At 54.3% G+C, this 25,588-nt stretch carries 22 protein-coding genes; 10 read left to right on the forward strand and 12 right to left on the reverse strand.

Annotated elements, in window-relative coordinates; translation table 11 throughout:
* Window positions 1-181 precede the first annotated feature (181 nt).
* Both DD586_RS03480 and DD586_RS03485 read left to right on the forward strand, forming a co-directional pair.
* Window positions 182-574, forward strand: a complete 393-nt coding sequence (locus DD586_RS03480) for a hypothetical protein (protein ID WP_012883423.1) — start codon at window positions 182-184, stop codon at window positions 572-574.
* A gap of 597 nt (window positions 575-1,171) precedes the next feature.
* Window positions 1,172-2,182 carry an AI-2E family transporter gene (locus DD586_RS03485; protein ID WP_012883424.1) on the forward strand — a complete coding sequence of 337 codons (1,011 nt, stop codon included), beginning with the start codon at window positions 1,172-1,174 and terminating at the stop codon, window positions 2,180-2,182.
* A gap of 128 nt (window positions 2,183-2,310) precedes the next feature.
* On the opposite strand, the gene DD586_RS03490 is transcribed toward DD586_RS03485, so the two are convergent.
* The gene (locus DD586_RS03490) at window positions 2,311-3,837 is read right to left on the reverse strand and encodes an MFS transporter (RefSeq protein ID WP_012883425.1); all 1,527 of its coding nucleotides are present in this window, start codon (window positions 3,835-3,837) and stop codon (window positions 2,311-2,313) included.
* A gap of 464 nt (window positions 3,838-4,301) precedes the next feature.
* Here DD586_RS03490 and DD586_RS03495 point away from each other — a divergent pair, with 464 nt between their 5' ends.
* Window positions 4,302-4,523, forward strand: coding sequence for a helix-turn-helix domain-containing protein (locus DD586_RS03495; RefSeq protein ID WP_012883426.1), 222 nt, complete (start codon window positions 4,302-4,304; stop codon window positions 4,521-4,523).
* 49 nt (window positions 4,524-4,572) lie between these two features.
* Here DD586_RS03495 and DD586_RS03500 read toward each other — a convergent pair whose 3' ends face one another.
* The 5 genes from DD586_RS03500 to pdxR all read right to left on the reverse strand — a co-directional run bounded on the left by DD586_RS03500 (window position 4,573) and on the right by pdxR (window position 11,020).
* Window positions 4,573-6,069 (reverse strand): mannitol dehydrogenase family protein, encoded by a 1,497-nt coding sequence (locus tag DD586_RS03500; protein ID WP_012883427.1) that lies wholly within the window; start codon window positions 6,067-6,069, stop codon window positions 4,573-4,575.
* Window positions 6,070-6,170: 101 nt separating this feature from the next.
* Complete coding sequence (locus DD586_RS03505; protein WP_012883428.1) at window positions 6,171-7,775, reverse strand: DHA2 family efflux MFS transporter permease subunit; 1,605 nt, start codon at window positions 7,773-7,775, stop codon at window positions 6,171-6,173.
* Window positions 7,762-8,883, reverse strand: a complete 1,122-nt coding sequence (locus DD586_RS03510; RefSeq protein WP_012883429.1) for an HlyD family secretion protein — start codon at window positions 8,881-8,883, stop codon at window positions 7,762-7,764. Before DD586_RS03510 ends, DD586_RS03505 begins: the two co-directional genes overlap by 14 nt.
* Window positions 8,880-9,335, reverse strand: coding sequence for a MarR family winged helix-turn-helix transcriptional regulator (locus DD586_RS03515; protein WP_012883430.1), 456 nt, complete (start codon window positions 9,333-9,335; stop codon window positions 8,880-8,882). The genes DD586_RS03510 and DD586_RS03515 overlap by 4 nt, the downstream gene beginning before the upstream one ends.
* Window positions 9,336-9,556: 221 nt before the next feature.
* Entirely contained in the window at window positions 9,557-11,020 is a 1,464-nt protein-coding gene (gene pdxR / locus DD586_RS03520) for a MocR-like pyridoxine biosynthesis transcription factor PdxR (RefSeq protein WP_012883431.1), read from the reverse strand.
* Window positions 11,021-11,120: 100 nt separating this feature from the next.
* Between pdxR and DD586_RS03525 the strand changes: the two genes are divergently transcribed.
* On the forward strand, window positions 11,121-11,855 hold the full coding sequence (locus tag DD586_RS03525) for a GNAT family N-acetyltransferase (protein ID WP_012883432.1): 735 nt from the start codon (window positions 11,121-11,123) through the stop codon (window positions 11,853-11,855).
* Between the two features lie 180 nt (window positions 11,856-12,035).
* Here DD586_RS03525 and DD586_RS03530 read toward each other — a convergent pair whose 3' ends face one another.
* Complete coding sequence (locus tag DD586_RS03530; protein WP_041164271.1) at window positions 12,036-13,118, reverse strand: L,D-transpeptidase family protein; 1,083 nt, start codon at window positions 13,116-13,118, stop codon at window positions 12,036-12,038.
* A 312-nt stretch (window positions 13,119-13,430) separates the two neighbouring features.
* Window positions 13,431-16,964 (reverse strand): pyruvate:ferredoxin (flavodoxin) oxidoreductase, encoded by a 3,534-nt coding sequence (gene nifJ / locus DD586_RS03535; protein ID WP_012883434.1) that lies wholly within the window; start codon window positions 16,962-16,964, stop codon window positions 13,431-13,433.
* 544 nt (window positions 16,965-17,508) lie between these two features.
* Between nifJ and DD586_RS03540 the strand changes: the two genes are divergently transcribed.
* The 3 genes from DD586_RS03540 (at window position 17,509) to DD586_RS03550 (ending at window position 19,552) form a co-directional block, all read left to right on the forward strand.
* On the forward strand, window positions 17,509-17,931 hold the full coding sequence (locus DD586_RS03540; protein WP_012883435.1) for a hypothetical protein: 423 nt from the start codon (window positions 17,509-17,511) through the stop codon (window positions 17,929-17,931).
* A gap of 180 nt (window positions 17,932-18,111) precedes the next feature.
* The gene (locus DD586_RS03545; RefSeq protein ID WP_012883436.1) at window positions 18,112-18,657 is read left to right on the forward strand and encodes a GNAT family N-acetyltransferase; all 546 of its coding nucleotides are present in this window, start codon (window positions 18,112-18,114) and stop codon (window positions 18,655-18,657) included.
* Between the two features lie 166 nt (window positions 18,658-18,823).
* Window positions 18,824-19,552, forward strand: a complete 729-nt coding sequence (locus tag DD586_RS03550) for a YnfC family lipoprotein (RefSeq protein ID WP_012883437.1) — start codon at window positions 18,824-18,826, stop codon at window positions 19,550-19,552.
* Between the two features lie 211 nt (window positions 19,553-19,763).
* On the opposite strand, the gene DD586_RS03555 is transcribed toward DD586_RS03550, so the two are convergent.
* Complete coding sequence (locus tag DD586_RS03555; protein WP_012883438.1) at window positions 19,764-20,003, reverse strand: DinI family protein; 240 nt, start codon at window positions 20,001-20,003, stop codon at window positions 19,764-19,766.
* 74 nt (window positions 20,004-20,077) lie between these two features.
* The gene (locus tag DD586_RS03560; protein WP_012883439.1) at window positions 20,078-20,560 is read right to left on the reverse strand and encodes a GNAT family N-acetyltransferase; all 483 of its coding nucleotides are present in this window, start codon (window positions 20,558-20,560) and stop codon (window positions 20,078-20,080) included.
* 136 nt (window positions 20,561-20,696) lie between these two features.
* On the opposite strand from DD586_RS03560, the gene DD586_RS03565 reads away from it, so the two are divergent.
* Window positions 20,697-21,089, forward strand: coding sequence for a VOC family protein (locus tag DD586_RS03565; RefSeq protein WP_012883440.1), 393 nt, complete (start codon window positions 20,697-20,699; stop codon window positions 21,087-21,089).
* 20 nt (window positions 21,090-21,109) lie between these two features.
* On the forward strand, window positions 21,110-21,394 hold the full coding sequence (locus tag DD586_RS03570) for a YciI family protein (RefSeq protein WP_012883441.1): 285 nt from the start codon (window positions 21,110-21,112) through the stop codon (window positions 21,392-21,394).
* Window positions 21,395-21,442: 48 nt separating this feature from the next.
* Here the strand turns inward: DD586_RS03570 and ddlA are convergent, their stop codons facing one another.
* The gene (gene ddlA / locus DD586_RS03575; protein WP_012883442.1) at window positions 21,443-22,543 is read right to left on the reverse strand and encodes a D-alanine--D-alanine ligase; all 1,101 of its coding nucleotides are present in this window, start codon (window positions 22,541-22,543) and stop codon (window positions 21,443-21,445) included.
* A 338-nt stretch (window positions 22,544-22,881) separates the two neighbouring features.
* Entirely contained in the window at window positions 22,882-23,739 is an 858-nt protein-coding gene (locus DD586_RS03580; protein ID WP_012883443.1) for a MurR/RpiR family transcriptional regulator, read from the reverse strand.
* Window positions 23,740-24,050: 311 nt separating this feature from the next.
* Here DD586_RS03580 and DD586_RS03585 point away from each other — a divergent pair, with 311 nt between their 5' ends.
* Window positions 24,051-25,562, forward strand: coding sequence for a CoA-acylating methylmalonate-semialdehyde dehydrogenase (locus DD586_RS03585; protein WP_012883444.1), 1,512 nt, complete (start codon window positions 24,051-24,053; stop codon window positions 25,560-25,562).
* Window positions 25,563-25,588 lie beyond the last annotated feature (26 nt).

Here is a 25,588-nt window from a genome sequence, read left to right on the forward strand (position 1 = left end):
TTATCACTCATCATGTCTTGTTCAGGTTGGTTGAATTCTAATTATATCAACGGTTTGATCATTGTGGTTGCCAGAGACATTTGCTGGCTGACTTTAAAAACTATCCCCGTACTCCCCTGCGCCGACATTCTCTGGTTGCTTCAGGAGGGATAGATTTCACATAGCAAGAAGCAGAGGACATATGAGTCTGATATTTGGGCAGAATGAAATCATGAACATGTTAAGTGCCCCTGTTCACAATGATAGACGTGCAATTGCGGTCATTGATGACAAATGCAAGATACTCTGTGCAAATTCCGCATTTAATGCGCATTTTGGTTTGCGTACTGGTGCTGCCGCCCCTGCCTCTATTGATGAGGTCCTGCCGATTAACGTTCGGTTCGCTTACCAGGACTTCATGACTAACAATGAGTTACTGAGCACACATGTCGCTTGGGATTTGTTGTCTGATGGTTTCGCTAAAAAGCCGCTCAGTACGCTTTCGTTTTCCAAGTTGAATGTAGAAGACAGGGTTCTGTCGCTGTTAATCCTCAATCAAGACGACGGGGATATGACCACGACGATGGCTTCATAACGAGCCAACGATTAGGGAAATGAATTTTACACACTATCAATGTTATTTGTTGATATGATTCTTTGTGCTTTTATACTGGCTGCTACTATTATATCGAGCGCGTTTTAATTCCCCATTGTTTGTCCCGCCTTTATATCGATACGTTTCGATAATCAATTTCGCAAGCAGGCTAATAGAACATTCATATTTAAATACACTTTTTACACCAAATGTATCTTTTCTATTAATCTGGATTCATGGACTTTACTGGCGGGTTATTGCCAGAACAAAAAGAAATGGGGGGGATGACGTCATCAATGCAGTGGCTTGCTATCCGGAAGTGTGACATCTCACCGTTTTACTGCCTGATGATAGCCGCGCGTGTCAGACATCATTTTTCATTGTTCCTGACGTATCTCCCGCGATGATGCTGTCTATCTATACTGCAGGTGACCAAAAATGATGCTAATCCTACTGGTGTTTCGTGGTCAAAACGCTAAGAATGGTTACCGAAATATTATTTCAGGTCAGGGTATTGCCGCCTCTGGCGTAAGGTTTCCTCCTTGCTGACCGGTGTGGCGCTCCCTTCTGACGTCGCGGTAAGAAACAGGATGTCGTATGCAGTTGTTGAATTTGAAACAAGCCAGATTGTTGAGCTTCGCGTTTATCCTTGGGGGGTTGCTGCTCTTGATTGAGCTGCGACTGCTTGCCTGCTTTATCGCCGGTTTTCTGGTGTATGAAATCATTAATCTGCTGACACCGTATTTCCAGAAGGTGATCAGCGGTAAACGTGCCCGGCTGGCGGTCGTGGCAGTGATCAGTACCTTAGTCGTCTGCCTGCTGAGTGTAATTTTCGGCTCGCTGGTTGGGCTGTTGATGCAGGAAATGAAAGATACCAGTGTGTTCAACGCCCGCATTGCTTTTATTCTCGAAGATGTACAAAAGCAGATCATGACCTATCTGCCGGGTTACCTGCCAGTCAGTGTGGAAGAGTTGCAGCATGAATTCGTGATGTGGCTACAAAAGCACGTGGAGATGCTGCAAAACATGGGGAAAGATTTCCTGCATGGCTTTGTCACCATGTTGATCGGCATGATCCTGGGGGCGATCATCTCTTTGTACAGCATTGAGCCGACGGTGGAGAAGCCTTTGCTGAAAACTGAGTTGATGCATCGGGTTGCGCTGTTGTCGTCCTCATTTCGCAATATTGTGTTTGCGCAGGTGAAAATTTCACTGGTGAACACAGTGCTATCGGCGCTGTTCATTTTGGGTCTGTTGCCTGGCTTCGGCATTCATCTGCCGTTTTCCAAGACACTGGTAGCGCTTACCTTCATTTTTGGTTTGCTGCCGGTTATCGGTAATCTGATTTCCAATTCCGTGGTGTTCATCGCGGCGTTATCGATCTCTTTGCCGATAGCACTACTGGCGCTGGTCTACCTGATGCTGATCCACAAACTGGAGTATTTCCTCAATGCGCAGATTGTCGGCACTCGCATCAAGGCGCATGCCTGGGAGATTTTGCTGGCGATGCTGGTGTTTGAGGCGGCATTCGGTATTTCCGGCGTGATTGCCGCCCCCATTTATTATGCCTACCTGAAAAGTGAATTGCGGGAAGCGGCGTTGATCTGATGCGCCTTCTCGGGCATGGCTGCGTGGTATTTATCGATGCTGCCATGTGAAACCCGCCGACCAGTGTATCAAAACGACAATGCCGCCCGAGGGCGGCATTGTGTTGACTGGCAATAGCTTAGAATAACTTAGCGAGGAGAGGTTGCAATGACGGGCTCAGGCTCAGTCGGTTGCAGGCCGAGCGGGTTGTTGCCCCAGCATTGTTCGTATTTCCAGCCGGTAAGCTCTTCAGCAACGGCGCGGGCTTCTGCCGGAACATCAGCAATGGCACCACCTGCTTTGATACGTGCAATTTCCTGCAGCAGAATCATGTGGTTCTTACGGTCCAGACGCATTTGAGCACTGAAGTAGATGGCTACTATCGCCAGTGCGATAACACCCAGTGAGAACACACCGATAATCGCCAGTACTGCACTTTCCGGTTGGGCAGCTTTGCCGGATACAAATCCGAACTGACTCAGAATCCAGCCCATGGCGAAGACGATAACAGAACGCACCATCTTGCCAGCGAATGTCATGGCGCCAGCATAAATCCCTTCACGACGACGCCCTGTCAGCACTTCGTCGACATCCGCCAGGAAGGTGTAGACCGTCCACGGAATGTAGTAGATACCGCCAGTACTCAAACCGAAGACAGCGGTAATACCAAACAGAACGATCATGGTGGCTGTCTGAGACCAGCCAGTGAAATAGAGCGCGGCATACGCGATCACACTGACGATCACCACCATCAACGCCATACGGTACGGACGGCCAAAGCCCATCTTCACGCAAATACCGATAAAGAGGAAGGTGGAGATAAACTGCATGATGGAACTGAAGCTGTTGAGCTGGGAGACGACCGCAGTGCTTTGCTTCAGGCCGAACACGATGAAGTACGTGAACGCGGAAGCGAACAGCCATTCAGCGCCAAAGCCGAACAGGTACATTCCAAGGTGTTTGCGGAAAATACGCAGGCGGAATGTGGAAGCCATGTCGATGCTGAGTTTTTTCAGCGACTGCCACAGATTCTGAGTATGTTCGCGGGCCACTTCGTTTGGAGAACGTTCCCAGGATGTGAGGTAAAGGGCGATCATCGCCGCGCACATAATGAAACCGTAGGCCAGGCCGGTGTAGAAGAACGGTGTGGCGGAGTCTTTACCGTAGATCCCGATAAACTGGCCTGGGATGAACGCGGCCAGGAAATTGGCGACTTTACCGAAGATAGCCTTGGAGCCGGTCAGTTTGGAACGGGCTTTGAAGTCAGTGGTCATCTCGGTGGCGAGGGTTTCGTACGGCACCATGATGGAGGTGTAAATTAATTCAAACAGCACATAGGTCGACAGGTAATACCAGAAACCTAATCCTTCCCTCCACAGCATCGGGTAGACCAACACCAGCGGGATACCGAGCATGATGAAGAAACGACGGCGACCGAACAGGCGTCCAATGCGGGTATTGTAGAAGTTGTCGCTGATGTAGCCCATGACCGGGTTACTGATGGCGTCGATGACGCTGGCCACGGAGAAAATGGCAGCGGCCTCAACCAGGGTCAAGCCACAGAAGGTGGTGTAGAAGTACATTAACCAGGCACCACTGATGGCTAAGGCGCCACTGCCTAGTAGGTTCGCGCTGCCGTAGCAGAGCGTGTGTTTAAACGTAATAGGTTTACTCATGATTAATTCGCCTAACAATATTAAAACATTATTTCATTTGAAATGAACTTATGTTCTTATCATTTGCCTGATTGCGACAAAAGTAAACTAGCCATCCCGCTCCTGACGGCTTTTAATAGGAATCTGTCATGGAGATCATGAAATAAGTTTTTTTAATTTGATCATGGCTACTGCCGGATAAAACGTAATGTCTTACCGGGAATGATTATTTTTTTATCGCTTTACGATAAAAAGTGGTGTTGCTGCACGTGGTGACATCAGCAGAAGTGATGAAACTATCGGCACTATTTCGCCGTGTGGGCCAATAAAAAGCAAGTGTAATTGTAAAAAATAGCGATTAATTGTGACCGCTATGTGATCTCACTTAGGTCTCGTATCCATGCGCCGCGCAAAGTGTGATTTATCTCACTGCGCCAGACAGTGTATTTTATCGGGTTATGGGTGAATCGTTGGTAAGGCGGGTTATGCCGATCGTTATCAGGCTGGATGTACTGCTGGCACAGAAAAAGATGAAGTCCCGCGAACTGGCGAGGCTTATTGGTATTACGGAGCAAAACCTTTCATTGCTGAAATCCGGTAAGGTGAAGAGCATCCGGTTTGATACGTTGCAGAAAATATGCGAAGCGCTGGCCTGCCAGCCCGGCGATGTGCTGGAATCTCTGCCGGAGTGTTTACCTGAAAAGTAAAGCCGTGCACTCCCTGCACGGCTCTGGTGACAGACTGACTAGCTGCTGACTAGTGGTGGAATAGCGTGGCGACGGTTGCTTTAGCGCCGTTATCACGTAATGACAGATAGGCGTTGGTCAGCTCGGCTACCCACAGCGCGTTGTTGGGCAAATCATCGCCGAACAAGGCACTGATGGAGAGCAGGCCGCGAACACGCGCTTCGTTGTCAGCGGTTGTGCTGACAACCTGCTGCAAGGTGGTGACCAGCGGGTCGCGGATATCGATCGCCTGACCCGCGTCGTCAACACCGCCGACATAACGCATCCAACCCGCGACGCCAAGCGTCAGCGCACGGTGGTCGCTGCCATGCGCCAGATGCCAGCGCAGTGAAGCCAGCATACGTTGTGGCAGCTTCTGGCTACCATCCATTGCAATCTGCCAGGTGCGGTGTTTCAGTGCCGGGTTAGAAAAACGCTCAAGCAGTTGGTCGGCATACGCGGTCAGATCCACACCGGAAACCTGTAAGGTCGGTGCCTGTTCCTGCAACATCAGGTGGCGTACTGCCTGCCGATAGTGCGGGTCGTCCATACCATCATTGATGTGCTCGTAACCCGCCAGATAACCGAGGTAAGCCAGGAAAGAGTGGCTACCGTTGAGCATACGCAGTTTCATCTCTTCAAACGGCAGTACGTCATCAACTAACTGTGCTCCAGCCTGTTCCCACTCGGGGCGACCGGCAACAAACTTGTCTTCCACCACCCACTGAATGAACGGCTCACAGGCGATACCACATGGATCGGCAACTCCAATGGCATCGGCTATCTGGGTCAGGGTTTCCGGTGTAGCGGCCGGTACGATGCGGTCCACCATGGTGTTGGGGAAGGTCACATGTTGGGCTATCCAGTCCGCCAACGAGGGATCCTGCAAACGGGCGGCATCCATGACGACCTGTCGGGTCACTTTACCGTTTTCCGGTACGTTGTCGCAGGACAGCACCGAGAAGGGCGCGATACCGCGCTCACGACGCAAGCGCAGCGCTTCGGCCAGTAAGCCGGGTACTGACGATGGCTGACGTGGGGTGGCCAGGTCTTGCTGAACCAGCGGGTTATTCTGATCCAGTTCGCCTTTGTTGCCTGCGCGGCAGTAACCTTTTTCGGTGATGGTCAGCGAAACGATCGCGACGACTGGGTCTGCCAGTTGTTCCAGAATGGCCGCAATCCCTTCGACACGGGCATGTAGCGACTTACAGACGGCACCCACCACGATGGCCTGATTACCGTTGGCGGCTTTCTCAAGCACGGTAAAGCGGTGATCCTGACGACGCAGGGCGGAAATCAGGGAGTCGTCGCTAAATAGCACCACTTCGCAAATCCCCCAGTCGCCGCCCTGACGGCTGAGCACCCGATCGGTCAGCAGCGCCTGATGGGCACGGTGAAATGCACCAAAGCCGATGTGTACGATGCGGGGCTTCAACGACTGGCGGTCGTAGCGGGGTTGTTGAACAGTGGCGGGAAGCGCCGTATTAGACAGATTTTTTTCGTTGCCGGACAGACTGTTACTGGACATAGCTGGCGTCCTGAAAAGGGAAAAATTAACCGCCCAACCTTAGCGATCTTTCGGCTGGGCGGCAACTGTCATATCACGTGTTCTGAAGACTGTTCACAGAGTCATGAGCGGGCTTTTGCCGTCTCTGCCTGCGAGGTTGGGGTCAGTACCGGACGAGGTCGGATAAACCAGGCGGGGACTATCGCCAGAAAAAAGAACAGCGCCACCATGAAAAAGCCGTCCAGATAAGCAAACATTTGTGCCTTGGGCGTTAACATGGATTCCAGATACGTCATGATCCCCGGGTTGATGTGTGTACTGAGTGGGTCGCCAAGCGGGTTACCGCCGTGGCCAAACAACAGGCTAAGCTGACGGATAGCATCGGTGCTGCGGGTATTATCCAGCGTGAGTGATTGCGCCAGCATCTGGCCGTGAAAGGTGGCGCGTCGCTCGATAAATACCGACAGCAGGTTGACCCCCATCGCGCCGCCTAACTGGCGGACAAAATTGAGGCTGCCTGCGCCTTGCGCCAGTTGCGCCGGGGGCAGTGCCCGCAACGCACCGGCGTTCATGGCTGGTAGCATGACCCCCAGTCCAATACGCCCAATGACTATCCACCAGGCCATGGTCCAGAATGGCGTATCGGTATCTGCTTCGCTGGATAACCAGCAGGATAGCCCAAACAGGGCTAAGCCTGAAATTACCAGCAGATGAGGTTTGAGCTTGTCGCTGAGCGACCCCGCCAGTGGGAAAACCATACCGAGCGCCAGCCCGGCTGGCATCAGCAACAGACCGGAGCGGGTCGGGGTATACCCTTGAATGCTTTGTACAAACAGCGGGATGATATACGTCGAACCGTAGATACCGGCACCCAATGCGAATGCCACGACACAGCCAGAAGTAAACGCCGGGTTCGCGAACACCCGCAGGCTGAGCAGCGGGTACGGTGTGGTGAATTCACGGATAATAAAGGCCAGTGTGGCTATCACGGCGGTGGTGAGCAGGCAAAGAATGAAAAATGACCCCCAGCCTTCGCGTTGCCCATTGGATAACCCGGCCAATAGTGAGGTCAGCGCGATGATCAGCAAAATAAACCCCAGCGTATCGAAACGACGCGGCGTATTTGTCGTTTGCGTGCTTTTAGCGGGCAAGATAACCCATGCTGCGGCGATCCCAGCCAGACAAAACGGCACTACCACCATGAAGACGGCGCGCCAGTCGAGCTGGTCAACCATCAAGCCGCCAGCGGCGGGCCCCAGCGCAGGCGCCAGCACTACCCCAACGCCGTAGATCCCCATTGCTTTGCCACGTTCCGATACCGGAAAAACCTGCGAGATGATGATCATCGCCAGCGGTTGGATCACCCCGCTGGCGCTGCCCTGAAGAATGCGGGCCAGGATTACTTCGGTACTGCTCTGGCTGAAGGTGCCTAACAGGCTACCTGCGATGAACACCGCCAGCGAGCCGACATAAGTGGCGCGATAACCAAAGCGCTCCAGCATCCAAGCGGTGATCAGCATGGTCGCGGTCATTGAGGCCAGAAACGCGGTGGACAGCCACTGTGCCTGATCCTGACCCATACCGAATGCGCCCATGATGTCACGCATCGCGACATTGACGATGGTCGCCGTGGCGGTGGTGGCGATAGTACCCAGCATGATAGTAACCGTCGCCAGCCAGCGGTAGCGGTGACCAAAACGGGCTGCCTGGGCTTCAATCGGCGACATTGATGCTCACTTCCGCCATCAGTCCCGGTTTCAGGCCGTTATTCTGGGAATCCAGCGCGATACGCACCGGGACACGTTGGGTAATTTTGGTGAAGTTGCCTGACGGATTGGGGCTTGGCAGTAACGCAAACTGGTTGGTGGCCGCATCGCCAACCCGGATAACATGGCCGCTGAAATGCTTGTCCGGGTAAGCATCGACCTGAATATCGACACGTTGGCCGACCCGTACCCGACCAATGGCCGTTTCTTTGATATTGGCCTCGACCCACAGGTTTCGGGGATCGTGTACCAGCATGATCCACTGACCGGTTTGTGCGTAACTGCCTACATTGACGATGGTACGATCCACGACACCGTCTACCGGGGAGCGTAACGCCCGGTCGGCGATCTCCTGTTTGATCTGATCGACTTGCGCTTGCAACGCAATACGTTGTTGACGCTGCATCTCTATCTGCCTGTCGAGCACCTGCAATGTGTTGCGTTGTGCTAAGGCGTTGTTCAGATCAGCTTGTTGCGCTGTACGCTGGGCTTCGGCTTCACGCAGTTCGCTTTGGCGTTGCAACAGCAGGGTGTGCGATTCGTCCCAGGTTTTACGGGCGGTCAGGTTACTCTTCAGTAATTGATCGTCGCGCTGAAAGTTGTTCTGGGCCAGGCTGAGCTGATAACCGGCGTTACTGACGGCGGAGTCATTGGATGCCAGCTTGGCACGCGCTTGATCCAACGCCGCCTGGGTCGTGAGGTCAGTGACCTGGCGCTGTGTCTGGCTGTAGGCAATTTGCGCGTCTGCCGCGGCCAGATTGCCTTCCTGCTCCGCCAGTCGCAGGCGGGCATCGCGATCGTCTATTTGTGCCAGTAACTGGTCTTTGTGGATGACATCACCATCGATGACCGGGCGGGCTGTCACCCAACCGTCTTCACGGCTGGCCAGCGAGATCACTTCCCCCATGACACGGGCATCTGTTTCGCTGATGTGAGTAAAACGCTGGTGAAACCAATAGGCTAGCATCAGCAATGCCAGCAATAACAGGGCGGCACCTGTCAGCAAAAAAGTACGCTGACGCTGGCTAAGACGGCGGAACCCCGCCAGTTTGGATAAGTGATGGTTCATGGGTGGCTGTTTTCGTTGCGGGAGAGATTAGCAATAACCTGATCGACAATCCGGCTGACCTGTTGAATATCCTGCTCTGATACCCCGGCCAGCGCCTGATTGCGCACCTGTCCGGCGATAGACTCCACCTTTTTCACCTGTTCCTGCCCGAGTGCGGTGAGATGAATCTCGCGAAAACGGCGGTCATGGCCTTCCCGACGTTCAATAAGCCCCTGTTTTTGTAGATTATCCAGTATTCGCACCACCGCGGAGGCATCCAGTCCCAAGGCTTCGGCCAGCGCTTTTTGATGAGTGAACGTTTCTTCGCGGGCAATAAACAGCAAGGGCAGCCAACTGGCCTGGGTTAAGCCGAAGGGCTGTAATTCCCGATCAATGACCCGGCGCCACAGACGGGTGGTCTGTCCCAGTTGGAGGGCGAAACGTCGGCGAGCTGAAGATTCTGTCTGTGGCATGGTGAGTTCCGTTTAAATAGATGACAGTGTCATTAGTTAACAAATCAATTAATGATAAGTCAATTGATTTTGTACTGTGAGGCCTAAACAGCAGTGCAACGGACAGTTAATCTCAGTCACGTTTTACATCATCGTGTATGACGGGGCGGCAAGATTGATGGGGAGAGATGCTCTGGCGCGATGGCCGCGGGGTGTATCAATCAACGTCATGGAAATAACCGTTAGGAAAGAGCGGCTTTCTGTACAAGCTGTGCAAGCGTACTCACAGCACCAGGGATGGCTTCTGCGTGGGTATTGCCGTAGCCGATGACGAGCCCGTTTTCTTTTGCTGTCGGTACGATGGTGAACGTCGACAGCGCATGCGCGGCGATTCCATGCGGCTGCGCGCTTGTGACGACCGTACGATCATCAATTTGTGGCGGCAACCTTAAGGTCAGATGCATCCCTGAGTGGCCTCCGAGAATCTGCGCCTGTGCGAAATGCTTCGTCAGCGCATTACGCAGCACATGTTGGCGCTCACGGTAGAGTCGTCGCATGCGACCGAGGTGTCGTCCGAATTCGCCGCGGTTGATGAAGTCCGCAAGCGCCAGCTGTTCGAAGCGATGGCCGCCACGCAGCAGTTCATGCAATGTGGATTGAGCCTGACGTATCACGCTGCGTGGAAGCACTACGAAGCCGATTCGCAGTGCCGGAAACATCGTCTTACTGAACGAGCCGATGTAGAGAACCGGTGCATCGGGTACCAGTCCGTGCATGCTCGCGATGGGCTCGCCAGCGTGGCGGAATTCGCTGTCGTAGTCGTCCTCAATTAACCACGCGCCCACGCGTTTTGCCTGTGCTATCAATTCCAGCCGCCGTGCAATTGATAGCACGGCACCAGTGGGATACTGATGAGCAGGCGATGTGTAGATGAGCGTCGGGGGATATTTACCCCATGTTTCCGGAGGCACCGCCAGGCCGTCCTGGTCTACACGAACCGGTATGGTTCGCAGGTCGCCAGCATAAAATGCCGCCTTCGCACCACGATAACCAGGGTCCTCGACCCATGCGATATCGCCGGGGTTGGTTAGCAGGGTGACGCATAGATTCAGGGCTTCCTGAGTCCCTTCGGTGATAACGACCTGTGAGCCGTCACAGCGCACGCCGCGCATGATGTGTAGATGAGCGGCGATCGCATCGCGCAATGCTGGCTCGCCAACGGGTGGGCCGTATCCGAGCATTTGGGGTAATGCGCACCCCGTTGCGCGCAGGAGCGAACGGCGCCATGCCGCCAGCGGGAAAAGATCAAGAGCCGGCATTCCAGGCAACAATAGCGCTTCGGGTGGCGATTGAGGATGGATTTCTACAAATGGCGACAGCCGTCGCGCCAGCGACACGGGTTGCCACACAGCATCGGGTTCCTGAGCATGGCTTGTATAGCTAGCTAACGAGGTCACGCGCGTGCCTTGTCGGTTGGCCTGCACATACCCTTGCGCAGCCAGATGGTCGTACGCAATCACCACGGTGTTGCGTGACACGCCAAGTTCTTCGGCAAGTGCTCGGGAGGAGGGCAGCAGCGAGCCTGTCGGCAATCTTCCAGATAGGATCCCTTGCTGTAAACGCCCTATCAGCTGTTTTTGCAATGAAATGGGCTCGCCAGTCGGTGTGACTGCGCCAGGCTCTAAAGCACCGATGATGTCAATCATGGCGTGGACCTAAAAAAGTGACAATTGTTGGACCTTTTTAAGATACCAGCATTGCCTTATCTTGGTAACAACTCACACCGCTACAGAGCAAGGTAACTAAATGATAGTTAGATTAAATGAGTACCAACAGCCTATTGGTAACGCGCTGCCAGACTGGCAAGGAGCACGGCTTCCCGATGGCCAACCTCTTGTTGGCCGCTATTGCAGGCTCGAACGCGTTGATGTTGAACGCCATGCCGCCGATCTTTATGACGCGTATCAGGACGCTCATGATTTGCGTGATTGGACCTACCTCCCCGTTGGTCCATTTGATACGTTTGAGGCTTATCGCATCTATTTAACGGCTGTCGCAACGTTAGCCGACCCAATGCATTATGCGGTGGTTGACCTGGTTAGCGGTAAGGCGGTCGGTACGCTTGCCCTCATGCGTATTGATGCGCCAAACGGTGTTATTGAGGTTGGCAGTGTCACGTATTCTCCGCGTATGAAACGCACTCGTTTGTCGACGGAGGCCATGTCGCTTCTGCTGAAGTACGTTTTTGAAGACCTTGGCTATCGCCGCTTTGAATGGAAATGCGATTCGCTAAACGCTCCCTCACGGGCCGCTGCGTTGCGTTATGGCTTCACGTTCGAAGGTATTTTCCGTCAGGTAATTGTTACTCATCAGCGCAACCGCGATACAGCGTGGCATTCAATCATTGACGGCGAATATCCCGCGTTGCGGGCGGCGTACACGCAATGGCTCGATGAACATAATTTCGATGAAGAAGGCAGGCAGATTGAAAAACTCACCGAGTTGATCATGAAGGAAGATCCGAGTCGTCGGCGTGGTTAGCAGGGGCAACGCGGGCATTGTTCAACATGTCGGCGTGTTGTCCTGCCACTCGAGCTATTTATTAGGGTATATCAATGATAGTCAGGCGGAATGAAAGTCGGTTACGCCAAGGAATCAACCATCAACCAAAACAAACAGGGCGGCCTAAGCCGCCCTGTTAAAAGGATTAATATCCAGAAATCAGGATTTGCTGCTGTCAGCCGCGGCAGCCGGAGCGGCGTCGGTGACGACAGGCTGAGCCTGAGGCGCTGCCGGTTGTGCGTTATCCGGTGTATTGGTCTGCTGAATAGCCGGTGCCTGCGGAGCGGCAGGCGCAGCGGGCGCGATCGGGGCGATGTTTTCATCGGCACCGTTCACTTTCGTCGGCATACCGGAACGGTTCTGCAGTGCCTGGTCAACTGCGCTTTCGCTTACGCTGGCGTCAGACAGTACTTTGGCGACGACTGGGCTCAGTTGCAGCGGTGCCGGGGTGTCAGAGTTGAACTCAGCTTCGGTACGAGACAGCGGGTTGTGTACTTCAACATACCGTGAACCATCAGGTTCCACCGTGGCTTTCACCGGTTCGTTGATGAACTGAACGCGGGTACCGACCGGAACGTGTTCAAACAGGTATTTGATGTCTTTATCACGCAGACGGACGCAACCGTGGCTGACGCGCAGACCGATACCAAAGTTAGCGTTAGTACCGTGAATAGCGTAGAGCTTGCCGATGTACAGCGCATACAGCCCCATCGGGTTATCCGGACCTGCCGGGTAAACCTGAGGCAGGTATTCGCCGCGAGCTGCGTATTCCGCATGCATGGCGGCAGTCGGTGTCCAGGTCGGACGCTCTTTCTTACGTTGTACCGACGTCACCCAGTTGATCGGGGTATCTTTGCCGAGCTGGCCGATACCAATCGGCAAGACCACCACGGTTTTGGAACCTTTCGGGTAATAATACAGGCGCATTTCGGCACTGTTGATCACGATGCCTTCGCGCGGTGCGTCGGGGAGAATCAGTTGCTGCGGCACCGTCATGGTGGTGCCCGGTTTCGGCAGATAGACATCAATGCCTGGGTTGGCTTCCAGCAGGTTGCTCAGACCCATCTGATACTGGGCAGCAAAGTGCTCCAGCGCATCGGTGCTGCCGCTGGGAATCGTAACTTGGATGTTTTCTCCTACCAGCCGACTATTCGGAGCTGGCAACGGATAAACTACGGCGAGTGCTGTCTGGCTGAAGGCAGCCGCCGCCACAACTAACGTCAGGATCGCGCGAATACTCATTTTCATATCTTTGTTGAGTGTTAAAAGCCATTGCGGCAAAGGAATTGTTGTTATCCGGATCATAAAGCCCGGATGCGCATTATATGTGCAGAAGGTCGGCAGGAAAACCAGATGTACAATCCATTACATTAATTACCCGTTATATTTCAGGTCGCAGGGGCATTGGCGCAGGAAATAAGGCGACGAATGAAGGATACGGACAAAAAAATCGAATAAGCGTGGTCAGATGTTGTTGGATGAAAAAACACCGGGAGTGATTTTGTCACTCCCGGTGGTGAACGGTGAGGAAGGTGGTACTGTTTTCTCGCGTTTTTACTCCTGAGCGTTTTTCTCCGCTTTGCCCGCCAGCAGGTTCAGGAAGTCATAGCGGCGGCGCAAGTCTGCTTCGGCTTCCTCATACAACCGCGCTGCTTCTTGCGGTTGCTGTGTGTTGAGCCGACGGAAACGTTGCTCGTTGAGCAAGGTCTCACTCAGGCTGGCTGACGGTGGACGAGAGTCCGTCACCAGCGCCGGTTTCCCTTCTGCCGTACGGCGTGGATCGAAGCGGTACAGCGGCCAGAAGCCGGTCGCGGTCAACTGACGCATCTGGTCGTGGCTGAACGCCAGGTCGTAGCCATGCTCTTCGCAAGGGCTGTAGGCGATGATAAGGGAGGGGCCTGGCCAGGCTTCCGCTTCCTGAATCGCTTTCACTGTCTGGTTCAACTGCGCGCCCAGTGAAATTTGCGCGACATAGACATGGCCGTACATCATGACGGTCACGCCGAGGTCTTTGCGTGCTTTGCGTTTGCCGTGCTCACCAAACTTGGTGACGGCACCGAGCGGGGTGGCTTTAGATTGCTGACCGCCGGTGTTGGAATAGCATTGGGTGTCCAGTACCAGCACGTTGACGTTTTCCGACAGACTCATCACGTGGTCAAGGCCGCCGTAGCCGATATCGTAAGCCCAGCCGTCGCCGCCAATCAGCCAGATAGATTTATCCACCAGATGATCGGCATCCGCCGCCAACTGACGAGCGTCGGCGCTGTCGATGGCGCTGAGCGACTGACGCAGTCGGGCAATCTGCTCGCGTCGTATATCGACAGCAACCGATTCCTCCAACAGGTCGGCTACCAGCTCAGCAGGCAGTTGTGGCTTAAGCTCGGCCAGCAGACGCAGGGCGCGCTGGCGGTGCTGGTCGACGCTCAGGCGGAAGCCCAGACCGAATTCGGCGTTGTCTTCAAACAGCGAGTTGGCCCAGGCCGGGCCACGGCCGTTGGCGTCGGTGGTCCAGGGGGTTGTCGGCAGGTTGCCGCCGTAAATCGAGGAGCACCCGGTCGCATTGGCGACCAGCAGTCGATCGCCATACAGTTGGGTCAGCAACTTGATGTACGGGGTTTCGCCGCAACCGGAACAGGCCCCGGAGTACTCGAACAGCGGTGTGATCAGCTGCGAAGTACGAATATCGATGCGTTCCAGTTTGCTGCGGTCAATTTCCGGCAGCTTGAGGAAGAAATCGTAATGGGTTTTCTCGGTCGCCACATGTTCCAGACGCGGTTCCATGTTGATGGCTTTGATTTCTGGATTTTGGCGGTCTTTCGCCGGGCAGACTTCCACGCACAGATTACAGCCGGTGCAGTCTTCCGGCGCGACTTGCAACACATATTTCTGACCACGCATGTCACGGGCTTTCACGTCCAGCGACTGCAACGATGCCGGTGCATCAGCCATCGCCTCGGCGGGCACCACTTTGGCGCGAATGGCGGAGTGCGGGCAGGCGGCGACACAGTGGTTGCACTGGGTACAGAGCTCCGGCTTCCACAGCGGGATGGCTTCGGCGATGTTGCGTTTTTCCCACTGCGTGGTGCCGACTGGCCAGGTCCCGTCCGGCGGCAGGGCCGATACCGGCAGGCTGTCGCCCAAACCGGCCAGCATGGCGGCGGTGACGGTTTTGACGAAATCAGGTGCTGCGTCGGAGACAACCGGTGGACGGCATGAACTTTGGGGATTGACCGGCTCAAGTGCGACGGCCTCCAGCGCGTCGAGCGTTGCGTCCAGTGCTCGCCAGTTGCGCTCCACCAGCTCCTGACCCTTGTTACCGTAGCTGCTGGCGATAGCCGCGCGCAGCTTATCTTGCGCATCGCCGCCCGGCAGAATTTGTGTCAGATGGAAGAACGCCATTTGCATCACGGTATTGATACGTGCGCCCAACTGGCATTCACGCGCGATTTTCGCTGCATTGATGCAGTACACCTGGGCCTGACGCTGATTCAGACCAGCCTGCACTTCCTGCGGCAGTCGATGCCACAGATCGTCAGCGCTGTATGGCGTATTGATAAGGAAGATACCGCCTGGCTTGAGGCGATCCACCATGCTGTATTTGTCGATGAACTGCCACTGGTGACAGGCCACGAAATCAGCCTGCTCAATCAGATAAGCAGAGTGAATCGGGTGTGGACCGACACGCATGTGCGATACCGTCAGGCTACCGGCTTTTTTGGAGTCGTAAACGAAATAGCCTTGAACGAACAGCGGGGTCGAATTGCCGACGATTTTGATCGAGTTCTTGGCAGCCGAAACGGTGCCATCGCTGCCAAGCCCGTAGAACAGCGCTTCCAGAGACATCTGGGTCGGCATTGGTTGGTCAGACAGCGGTAACGACAGGTGGGTGATATCGTCATAAATACCCACGGTAAAACGTGGTCTGGGGTTGGTAAGCGCCAACTCTTTATACGTCGCTTCAACGCATTGTGGCGTGAACTCTTTTGACGATAACCCATAACGGCCGCCAATCACCTTCGGCATAAGTGGGCGCTCACCTCGTGAAAACGCCTCCGCCAGTGCGGTCATCACATCCAGATACAGCGGTTCCGCCTGCGCACCGGGTTCTTTGGTGCGGTCCAATACCGCGATGGATTGCGCGCTGTGCGGGATGACCGCCAGCAGGTGTTGCGCAGAGAACGGCCGGTACAGCCGCACTTTCACTACCCCCACTTTTTCGCCGCGTGCCAGCAGGGTATCGATCACTTCTTCGCAGGTACCGACGCCAGAGCCCATCATCACGATAACGCGGGTGGCATCCGGATGGCCGTAGTATTCAAATGGCTGGTACTGACGACCGGTTTCGCGGGCGAAGTCGTTCATGGCCTGTTCAACGTGGCCGAATGCCGCGTTGTACCATGGGTTGGTGGCTTCACGGGCCTGGAAAAAGGTATCGGGGTTTGAGGCGGTGCCACGAATCACCGGGCGCTCAGGAGTAAGTGCACGCTCACGATGTGCGTCAATCGCCGCCTGCGGTAGCAGACTATGTAACTGGGCGTCGCTGAGTGGCTCGATTTTGTTGATTTCGTGCGAGGTGCGAAAACCGTCGAAGAAATGGATAAACGGCAGGCGGCTGTTCAGGCTGGCTACCTGAGCAATCAGCGCGAAGTCCTGTGCTTCCTGCACATTACTGGCGCACAGCATGGCGCAACCGGTCTGGCGTACCGCCATCACATCTGAATGGTCGCAGAAAATCGACAACGCATGGGTGGCCACGGTACGAGCCGCGACATGCAGTACAAACGGCGTTAACTGACCGGCCAGCTTGTACAGCGTTGGGATCATTAACAACAGCCCTTGTGACGACGTGAATGTCGTGGATAACGCACCAGTCTGCAATGCGCCATGCACCGTCGCGATAGCCCCCGCTTCGGATTGCATTTCGATTACGCGCGGCGTATCTCCCCAGATATTCTTTCTCTCGTCGCTCGACCAGGCAGCGGCTTGTTCGGCCATGGTAGAGCTGGGGGTGATCGGGTAGATAGCGATAACTTCATTAGTACGCCAGGCGACTGAGGCGACTGCGTTATTACCGTCTGTGGTAATCATGATTAAACCTCCTTGCTGAAGGATGATCCGACAGGAAAACCATTATCAACGTTCAGCGGGTTTTGTTGACCGATTATAGCTCACTGGGTTGTTGCAAGATGTGTATGGCGTGCAGGCGCAGTAGCATAGGGTGGGAGATAATACCAGCTAAAAACGGGCTTGTGCAGTTCTGTGAATGAGGTGCATATCATCAACTTTACCGGTGTCGCATTCTTATCAGGAATATAAGCGAAGCGATAAAAAATAATATTAATGTATCGTTAATAGAATTAGGGTGTAGTGATGGGTAACAAGTGCTGACCAAGGCGCGTGTTACCGGGTCAGTGTAAAAATTCGGCGTTTGCCCGCAAAGCAGGAAATGCCAGTGGAAGGATAGGCATCTGCGCCTATGCTGAAATTAAAGCACCGGGCCTGCTGATGCGGAGGGTAACGGCAGACAGGCAGGAAAATCCCAGACGCGACCATTAAGGAAATCTGTTTATACCCCAGGGATAGCCTTCGCGCGCTTCGGGTTGATTATCGACTTTGACGAAGGAATAGCACTATGTTTAACGATCTGAGAGACAAAATGGTTTCGGTATTAACCCGAATTCGTGAAAGGGGTTATGGACCGGAAGACGCCATCAATCATATTGTTCAATCGCTGGGTAGCCGTTATAGCGATGTATCCAAGGTCAATGTGCTGACCTCTAAACTGATAGCCGATGTGATTTATTCGACCTATCAGGATGAAACGTCACCACTGGAGATTGCCGCTATCATCCGTATGCTTGGCTACGCCAGTCGGGATGTGGTCGGTGGTATTCATGAACAGTTTCCGCAACTGACGCCGGAAGAGGTAGGTCGACTGGTATTGCATGAAAAGGTGTACCCTAAAACTGACCGCGCCTCTTTTATCACCGCCATGACTTACGGGGGATATTCCCGTGAGGAAAGCGAACAGGCGGCTAACAGCCTATATTCCTGAGCGTTGCTGACAAGCGACATCAGCGGCAGGTTATGCTGTGTAGCAAACGGTTATGCTGTATAGCAAACGGTATAGTAAGCCGACGAGATTCGCGTCGGCTGGAACTCTGCTCCGCTATGATGCCACCTAACAGCGCGCCCGTAGACATGGTGACGGGAGGCGACTGATGAGGAGAATCTGATGCGGCAACCCACCCTGACCACCGAACATCTTCTTTTGCGACCATTACAGGCGTCAGACGTCACTGATGTCTGCGCTTTGCTTAACAGCACCCCTGATATTTCTGCCATGACCATGTTGATTCCCTATCCTTGTCCGCGTGAAACGGTCGCCAACTGGATTACCGATTTGCAACACAACTGGGAACAGCGTAAAGGCGTTGCCTATGCCATTTGTTTATCGCAAAACCGGCAGTTGATCGGTTCGATTTCGCTGGTCTCACTGGATACCGCCCAGCCGGAGATCGGCTACTGGTTGAGCGCCGATTTTCGACGACAGGGACTGAGCACCGAAGCCAGTCGGGCATTATGCCAGTTCGCGTTTAGTCAGCTAGGTATTGCGAAAATCTACGGCTGTCATTTGCCGCAGAACGTGGCGTCTGGCCGGGTGTTGCTCAAGTGTGGTTTCCACTCGCTGGGGATACGTCAGGTGTTGCTGTCGTCACGACGCCAGCAGGAAACCGTGGCGGTTTACATGATGCCATCGCCCATGATGGCGACGGCATGAGTCGATCCTGACTGCATCGGCCTATTCTTTATACTTACCGCAGTAACAACGCGCTCCACGCCTGCCACGGAAAGGCTTCGTTATACGCAGAGGTAGTTATCTTTATCCTCTCTTTTGGAATTGGCGTAAACTGGCGCGACTTAGCAAGGTATCCAGGATAAGGACTATGAAACTACACGCCATGGCGCTGGTGGGGGTGGTATTACTGGCAGGGTGTGATCGAAAACCGACGCTTGAGCCGGTGAACCCGGTACTGGCTGGGCTTTCCAATATCTTTGGTTTTGATGCGCTACGGGGAAAGGTGAAGCACTTTACCCAAACCCAGACCGACGAAGCAGGCAAAGTGACTGCCTATGTGGATGGGACATTTGATACTGAAGGGTGTCTTGTTACGTTACGCACCTATCAACCGGCGATGAACTTTGACCTGGATTTGGTGCGAACGGGGCAGACGCTGTTAGAAAAGAGCGATCGACAAGCGTTGTTTCAACTGACGGAACACTGCCAGTTGGCGAAAACCTCAGATGGTCGCCTGAGCTATCGCTCTGACGATAAACAGGCTATCAGCGAGGTGGTGTATCGCGACCGACCGACGCCGCTGGCGCGTTACCGCTACGATGATGAGGGATTCCCGGTCAGTATGACATTTGTTTCACCGGAAAATGGCAAGGTGACCCGCGTGGAGATGCAAAGTGATGCACCGATGCCAAAACGGCTGGATGCCACGGTTATCGTAACAGAAGACAACCAGCAGGTGAGCGTGACCCGTACCACATGCCAGTATGACCCGCATTTTAACCCGCGTGTGTGCCAGGTGCTGGTATCAAATGGCAAAGGCGTGGCGCAAACGGTCACCACGCTGACGCATACGACCAAAATTGAGTATTACGAGTAATCGGCGCCGTCAGATGATGGGGCCGCGATGTGTCGCTGACGTTTGATGAATGCTTCACCGGCAGCGAACCTGCGCGGTGTTCGCCTCTCTCATCTTGCGTATCACGTTGTACGAGTTTACTACAGGCGCTGCATTGCTTTTTGTCCATGCCGAAGGGTGTCAGAAGCACCCGTCGGCATGGGATAGATAGTGGTTATTGGATCGATAGTCGTTATTCCTGCACCAGCCATTCATCGGCTTCATTGAACATGTCTTCGATGATCCGGTTGATGGTGGATTTGTCCTGTTTGCTGGCATTGGAATTGATGGCATTGGCCTGCATCGGTTTTATCTTGATTTCCGCATCAGGAAATACCTTGTGGATCCGTTTGGTGAGTTCGTTTTTTATCTGTTCCGCCGCGTTGGGTAACCCGCTCACGTTTCTCTTATCGTACACCAGCTCTACATACATCAGCTGCATCTCCATGAAAAAATACTGGCTAAATATACAGCTTTTGTTTCGGGATCCGCAATCGTTTTTTCGGATCAGGTATTCATCCTTTTTTCCATATACACGCTAAGTGGATCGTCGCCGTAGGGCAAAAATGGGCCGCGCAGGTGATAATCATGACGCTGATAGAGCCGGATAGCCTGTGGCTGATGGATGCCGGTTTCGAGCCGGATGACCTGACACCCAGCCAGAAGCGCCTGTTTTTCCAACTGACGCAGTAACTGATCCGCCGCGCCGCTGCCACGGTAGGTTGGCTCGACATAAATGCGCTTCATCTCGCCTTCTCCCGGTTGACGCAACACGATAGCGCCGCAGCCTACCGCGTGCCCGTCACGGTGGCGGATCACCAGAAAAATCAGTTCGTCGGACGCCAGTGTGCGCAAATCGGTAAAGTGGCAGCACTCTGGTGGATACAGTGTCGATTGATAAGCATCCAGTTTTTCCAGCAATGTCAGAATGTCCGGCTGATCAACAGCCTCTGGCCGGATGGTAAACAGCGGCGTGCAATGTGTGGGCATCACGTGCTCTCAGGTAACCAGTCATCGACGTACTATTTCATATAATACCATGATAAAAAAGGGGAATAAGCAGCATGGCCGATAGTGGGGATTCGTGATATCACTGTCTTTGCCATCAACAGAAAAGGAGTGACGCATGACCACATTACGCCTGGCCCGGCCAGTAACGGACCTGCAACGAAGTGAGCGAATGTACTGTGACGGCATGGGGTTGCAGAAACTCGGCTCGTTTGCGCAACACGATGGCTTTAGTGGTGTTATGCTGGGACAACAGGGGCTGGCCTGGCACCTTGAGTTTACCTTTTGTCATACTCATCCGATCATGCCGGCACCGACGGAAGACGATTTACTGGTGCTGTACATGCCTGACCATGAACGCTGGCGAGAGTCCTGCGATCGTATGGTGCAGGTCGGCTTCAGCGTGGTGGCGTCATTTAATCCTTATTGGGAGCGGCAGGGAAAAACTTTCCGTGATCCTGACGGTTACCGGGTGGTGTTGCAGCAAGGGCGCTGGCCGAATACCGATTAATAACAAAGAGAAGAGTAACCATGTATATCATCAGTCTGACATACCATGCGCCGCTGGATGATGTGGAAACCTTGTTGGAACGGCATGTAACCTGGTTGAAGCGAGGATATGAACAAGGCCTGTTTGTGGCTTCCGGGCGTAAAAATCCGCGTACTGGCGGTGTTATTCTGGCCAAAAGTGTCGCACGAGAAGAGCTGGACGCGTTTCTTGAACAAGATCCGTTTCAGGCGGTAGCGGATTACGATGTGATTGATTTCCAGCCATCCATGACGGCTGAGGCTTTCGCCCCTCTGAGTCGTATCTGAGTTAACAGGCTCCGGCAGGCATCGTGCGCGCGTACCGGAGCGTCACCATCAGGCGCGTACCGAGCTTTGCAGGTTACTGTCTTGCGCGTGGCGCTCCAGCGCCAGTTCGATCAGTTGCGTGATCAGGCTGGTGTAGTCAAGACCACTGGCTTCCCACAATTTGGGATACATACTGATGTTAGTGAAGCCGGGCAGGGTGTTGACCTCGTTGACGACAACCTGCTGGTCCGGTGTCAGGAAGACGTCGACCCGCGCCATGCCCTGACACTCTAATGCCTGGAACGCCCGCAAGGCGATGTCGCGAATATGCTGGTGTACATCGTCGTCCATCACCGCTGGGATAGCCACAGCGGCACCGTCTTCGTTGATGTACTTGGTGTCGTAGGAATAGAATTCGTCATGCAACACGATTTCGCCGCAGACGCTGGCTTTCGGGTAGTCATTACCCAGCACCGCACACTCAATTTCCCGCCCGACAATCGCCGATTCCACCAACACTTTATGGTCATAACGGAACGCCAGCTCGACAGCGTGTTCGAATTCCGCCTGATTGCGCACCTTGCTGACGCCGACGGACGACCCCTGATTGGCGGGTTTAATGAACAGCGGCAAACCGAGCTCGGCGGTCACACTGTCGTAAGGATGGCGGGCGCGGTTGGCACGCGTCAGGGTGACGAACGGCGCGACCTGCAATCCAGCGTCGCGCAACAGGCGCTTGGTGACGTCTTTATCCATACTGACGGCGGAGCCCAACACGCTGCTGCCGACAAACGGAATGTTCGCCATACGCAGCAAACCCTGCAAGGAACCGTCTTCGCCCAGCGTACCGTGAACGATGGGGAAAATAACGTCAATCTGCGACAACGCGCTGGCGCTGGCTGTATCGATCAACTGATGGTGGGTTTGTCCTGGGATCAGCGCCACATTCTGACTGGAACGGTTCAGGGCGATCAACGCTGGATTATCGGCGTTGAGCAGGTAGTTGGAGGCGTCGTTGACGTGCCATTCCCCTTGCTTGTCGATGCCCAGTAACACCACATCGAACCGCGTTTTATCAATGGCATCCACAATATTTTTTGCGGACTGCAGTGACACTTCGTGCTCAGAGGATTTACCACCAAAAACCACGCCAACCCGAATTTTACTCATATCACTCTTTCCGTTATGGGATCGTTTTCTGTTATTAGGATCGTTGAACTGTCTGGCACCTAATGGGATAGGCTCTAAGTCAAACGTCTTGATCTGTGGGTGCAAGAGTATCACTTCATACCGCGAGGCGGGACTTTTTTCAGGTAACTGGGCGCTGTCTTTTTCGGTGGTGATGCAGAATTAACCCATATGAAAGAAAGGGCGTAAAAAGAGAGGGGCGAACCCGATTTCATCGCGTTTGTGACAGTCGCGGCGTGAGGTATGAGAGCTTTAACCAAGGATGATGAACCTGGCTGCCGGGAGGGCGACCCGGCTGAAATTTCTCTCGCCGGTGCCGATCAGGCACTTTTTTGCCCTTCTTCACGTTGACGCAGGCTGTTGCCCTGACGGTACGCCAGCGACACCATCAGCGATTGCACCAGACACAGCGTGGCGGACTGGGAGCGAAAGGCATCGACCTGCGCTTCTTTTACCACGAAGCACAGGTCGCTCAGGGTAGCCAGCGGGCTGAGTTGACTGTCGGTGATCACTATCTGGCGCGCACCGGCGTTGGCGGCCATTTCACTGACCATCACCGTTTCCTGTGCGTAAGGCGAGAAGCTGATGGAGACCACGATGTCTTTGTCGCTCAGGCGGCATAGCTGTTCGCGAAACATCCCACCCAGCCCGTTAACCAGCACCGGACGGCTTTCCAGATGGCTCAGCGCGTAGCAGAGGTAGGTGGCGACGCTGAATGAACGCCGCAGCCCAACGATGTAGATAGTGTCAGCCTGTGCCAACAGGTCGACCGCTTTTTCCAGATCGTCCGGCTGGGTGCGGGCGGCCAGTTGTTGCATCGCCTGTGCGTTGGAACGGGCGAATTCATGCAAAATGTCCTGCGGGCGTTCCGGCACCCGGTCTTCCATCTCGCGAAATAAGCGCGCCCGGTCGGTATAGCTGGCGGTTTCTTCCACCAGATTCATGCGAAACAGCTGTTTCATTTCATTGAAACCGCTGAAATCGAATGCGTTGGCGAAACGGATCAACGTGGAAGGGGGCACGTCTGCCTGCTCGGCGATCACCGCAACGGTGTCGAATGCTACACTGTTGGTGTTGTCCAGCACATAACGCGCCACCTGCTGCAAACGCTTGCTCAGGGAATCGTACCGTGCGCGGATCTGCTCCTGTAATTCTCTCAGGCTGGTCGCCATCGCCATAATCGTCTTCTCCGTCATCCCGGCGGGATGCTGTTGATCCGATTCTAGTGAGTTGAACCGGCATTTCAAACCGATTTGTTATTTTTTCGACGAAAAATAGAATGAATAATTCAGTTTTTCCGCACGTCATGAGCGATTGAATTCGCTGAATAACACGGTTAAATGCCGGTTACCTGCCGTTTACCAGAAAATCTATCCTGGATCACAATAATCAACATTTGTTTTATTTCCTATTAAAATGGAATTTTTATTTCATATACAGTAAAGCGGTATTAGCCATCTGTCACCCTAAATCCTGCAGAGGTGTAACCATGGAAACCGTATCCAATTTCATTCATGGCGAGATTGCGCCCAGTCATAGCGGGCGTACTGCGCCAGTGTTTAATCCCGCGACCGGCGAAGCGATTCGTCAGGTAGCGCTGAGTAGCGCCGACGAAGCAAAACACGCCATCAGCGCCGCCGCCGCGGCTTTCCCCGACTGGGCGAAGCATTCTCCGTTGCGCCGTGCCCGCATCCTGTTTCGTTTCAAAGCGTTGCTGGAAGAGAACATGAGCACGCTGGCACGACAGATTTCCGAAGAGCATGGCAAAGTCTACTCTGATGCCGTAGGCGAACTGACCCGTGGGCTGGAAGTGGTGGAATTTGCGTGCGGCATTCCGCATCTGCAAAAAGGCGAGCATTCCGCCAACGTTGGTACCGGCGTGGACAGCCATTCGCTGATGCAGCCGCTCGGGGTGTGCGTGGGGATCACGCCGTTCAATTTCCCGGCGATGGTGCCGATGTGGATGTTCCCGATTGCACTGGCTACTGGTAACACCTTTGTCCTCAAGCCTTCGGAGAAAGACCCGTCGCTGTCGCTGATGCTGGCAACATTACTGAAAGAAGCGGGCCTGCCGGACGGCGTATTCAATGTCGTGCAGGGCGATAAAGAAGCGGTCGACGTGTTGTTGACCGACCCACGCGTTCAGGCGGTGAGCTTTGTCGGCTCGACACCGGTGGCAGAGTACATCTATCACACCGCATCAGCGCACGGTAAGCGTTGTCAGGCGCTGGGCGGCGCTAAAAACCACTGCATTTTGATGCCGGACGCCGACATGGACATGGCGGCCAGTGCGATCCTCGGTGCGGCATTCGGTGCAGCGGGCGAGCGCTGCATGGCGCTGTCGGTGGTGGTCGCGGTCGGTGATGACACCGCCGAAGCGTTGTGCGGCAAGCTGGAGCAGCAGATTGCCGCCATGCGTGTCGGCCCCGGTCTGGTGGAGGGGAAAGAAAACGACATGGGGCCGGTGATTTCAGGGCCACATCGCGACAAGATTAGCGGTTATATTCAGAGTGGCGTCGATCAGGGCGCGACGTTGCGGGTCGATGGCCGCGGGCTTCGTGTTTCGGGGCATGAGCAGGGCTATTTCGTCGGCCCAACGCTGTTTGACCATGTCATGCCAGACATGCAGATCTACCGGGAAGAGATTTTCGGCCCGGTGCTGTCGGTGGTGCGCGTGCCGGATTACCACACCGCGCTGACCCTGATTAACCAGCATGAATACGGCAATGGCACGGCGATATTTACCCGCGACGGCGAAACCGCCCGCCAGTTTAGTGAAGAGGTGCAGGCAGGGATGGTCGGGATCAACGTCCCGATCCCGGTGCCGATGGCGTTCCACAGTTTTGGCGGTTGGAAACGGTCCATTTTTGGTCCGCTCAATGTACACGGTAACGACGGCGTGCGTTTCTATACCCGAATGAAAACCGTTACCAGTCGTTGGCCTGCCAGTGTGCGTCTGGAACAGCACGCCAGCAGCTTTGTGATGCCGACGCTGGAGTAATTCCACCTGATTTGCGGGAGCAAAAC

Origin of the sequence: Dickeya parazeae Ech586 (assembly GCF_000025065.1) — a bacterium.
Taxonomy (GTDB): Bacteria; Pseudomonadota; Gammaproteobacteria; order Enterobacterales; family Enterobacteriaceae; genus Dickeya; species Dickeya zeae.

Coding starts and splice junctions, on each gene's coding strand:
- ddlA (WP_012883442.1), bottom strand. CDS start 22,543: ATGAGTAAAATTCGGGTTGGCGTGGTTTTTGGTGGTAAATCCTCTGAG.
- DD586_RS03585 (WP_012883444.1), top strand. CDS start 24,051: ATGGAAACCGTATCCAATTTCATTCATGGCGAGATTGCGCCCAGTCAT.
- DD586_RS03545 (WP_012883436.1), top strand. CDS start 18,112: ATGCGGCAACCCACCCTGACCACCGAACATCTTCTTTTGCGACCATTA.
- DD586_RS03505 (WP_012883428.1), bottom strand. CDS start 7,775: ATGTCGCCGATTGAAGCCCAGGCAGCCCGTTTTGGTCACCGCTACCGC.
- DD586_RS03570 (WP_012883441.1), top strand. CDS start 21,110: ATGTATATCATCAGTCTGACATACCATGCGCCGCTGGATGATGTGGAA.
- DD586_RS03530 (WP_041164271.1), bottom strand. CDS start 13,118: ATGAGTATTCGCGCGATCCTGACGTTAGTTGTGGCGGCGGCTGCCTTC.
- DD586_RS03490 (WP_012883425.1), bottom strand. CDS start 3,837: ATGAGTAAACCTATTACGTTTAAACACACGCTCTGCTACGGCAGCGCG.
- DD586_RS03485 (WP_012883424.1), top strand. CDS start 1,172: ATGCAGTTGTTGAATTTGAAACAAGCCAGATTGTTGAGCTTCGCGTTT.
- nifJ (WP_012883434.1), bottom strand. CDS start 16,964: ATGATTACCACAGACGGTAATAACGCAGTCGCCTCAGTCGCCTGGCGT.
- DD586_RS03500 (WP_012883427.1), bottom strand. CDS start 6,069: ATGTCCAGTAACAGTCTGTCCGGCAACGAAAAAAATCTGTCTAATACG.
- DD586_RS03565 (WP_012883440.1), top strand. CDS start 20,697: ATGACCACATTACGCCTGGCCCGGCCAGTAACGGACCTGCAACGAAGT.
- DD586_RS03510 (WP_012883429.1), bottom strand. CDS start 8,883: ATGAACCATCACTTATCCAAACTGGCGGGGTTCCGCCGTCTTAGCCAG.
- DD586_RS03550 (WP_012883437.1), top strand. CDS start 18,824: ATGAAACTACACGCCATGGCGCTGGTGGGGGTGGTATTACTGGCAGGG.
- pdxR (WP_012883431.1), bottom strand. CDS start 11,020: ATGATTGACATCATCGGTGCTTTAGAGCCTGGCGCAGTCACACCGACT.
- DD586_RS03560 (WP_012883439.1), bottom strand. CDS start 20,560: ATGCCCACACATTGCACGCCGCTGTTTACCATCCGGCCAGAGGCTGTT.
- DD586_RS03525 (WP_012883432.1), top strand. CDS start 11,121: ATGATAGTTAGATTAAATGAGTACCAACAGCCTATTGGTAACGCGCTG.
- DD586_RS03480 (WP_012883423.1), top strand. CDS start 182: ATGAGTCTGATATTTGGGCAGAATGAAATCATGAACATGTTAAGTGCC.
- DD586_RS03580 (WP_012883443.1), bottom strand. CDS start 23,739: ATGGCGATGGCGACCAGCCTGAGAGAATTACAGGAGCAGATCCGCGCA.
- DD586_RS03495 (WP_012883426.1), top strand. CDS start 4,302: ATGCCGATCGTTATCAGGCTGGATGTACTGCTGGCACAGAAAAAGATG.
- DD586_RS03540 (WP_012883435.1), top strand. CDS start 17,509: ATGTTTAACGATCTGAGAGACAAAATGGTTTCGGTATTAACCCGAATT.
- DD586_RS03555 (WP_012883438.1), bottom strand. CDS start 20,003: ATGTATGTAGAGCTGGTGTACGATAAGAGAAACGTGAGCGGGTTACCC.
- DD586_RS03515 (WP_012883430.1), bottom strand. CDS start 9,335: ATGCCACAGACAGAATCTTCAGCTCGCCGACGTTTCGCCCTCCAACTG.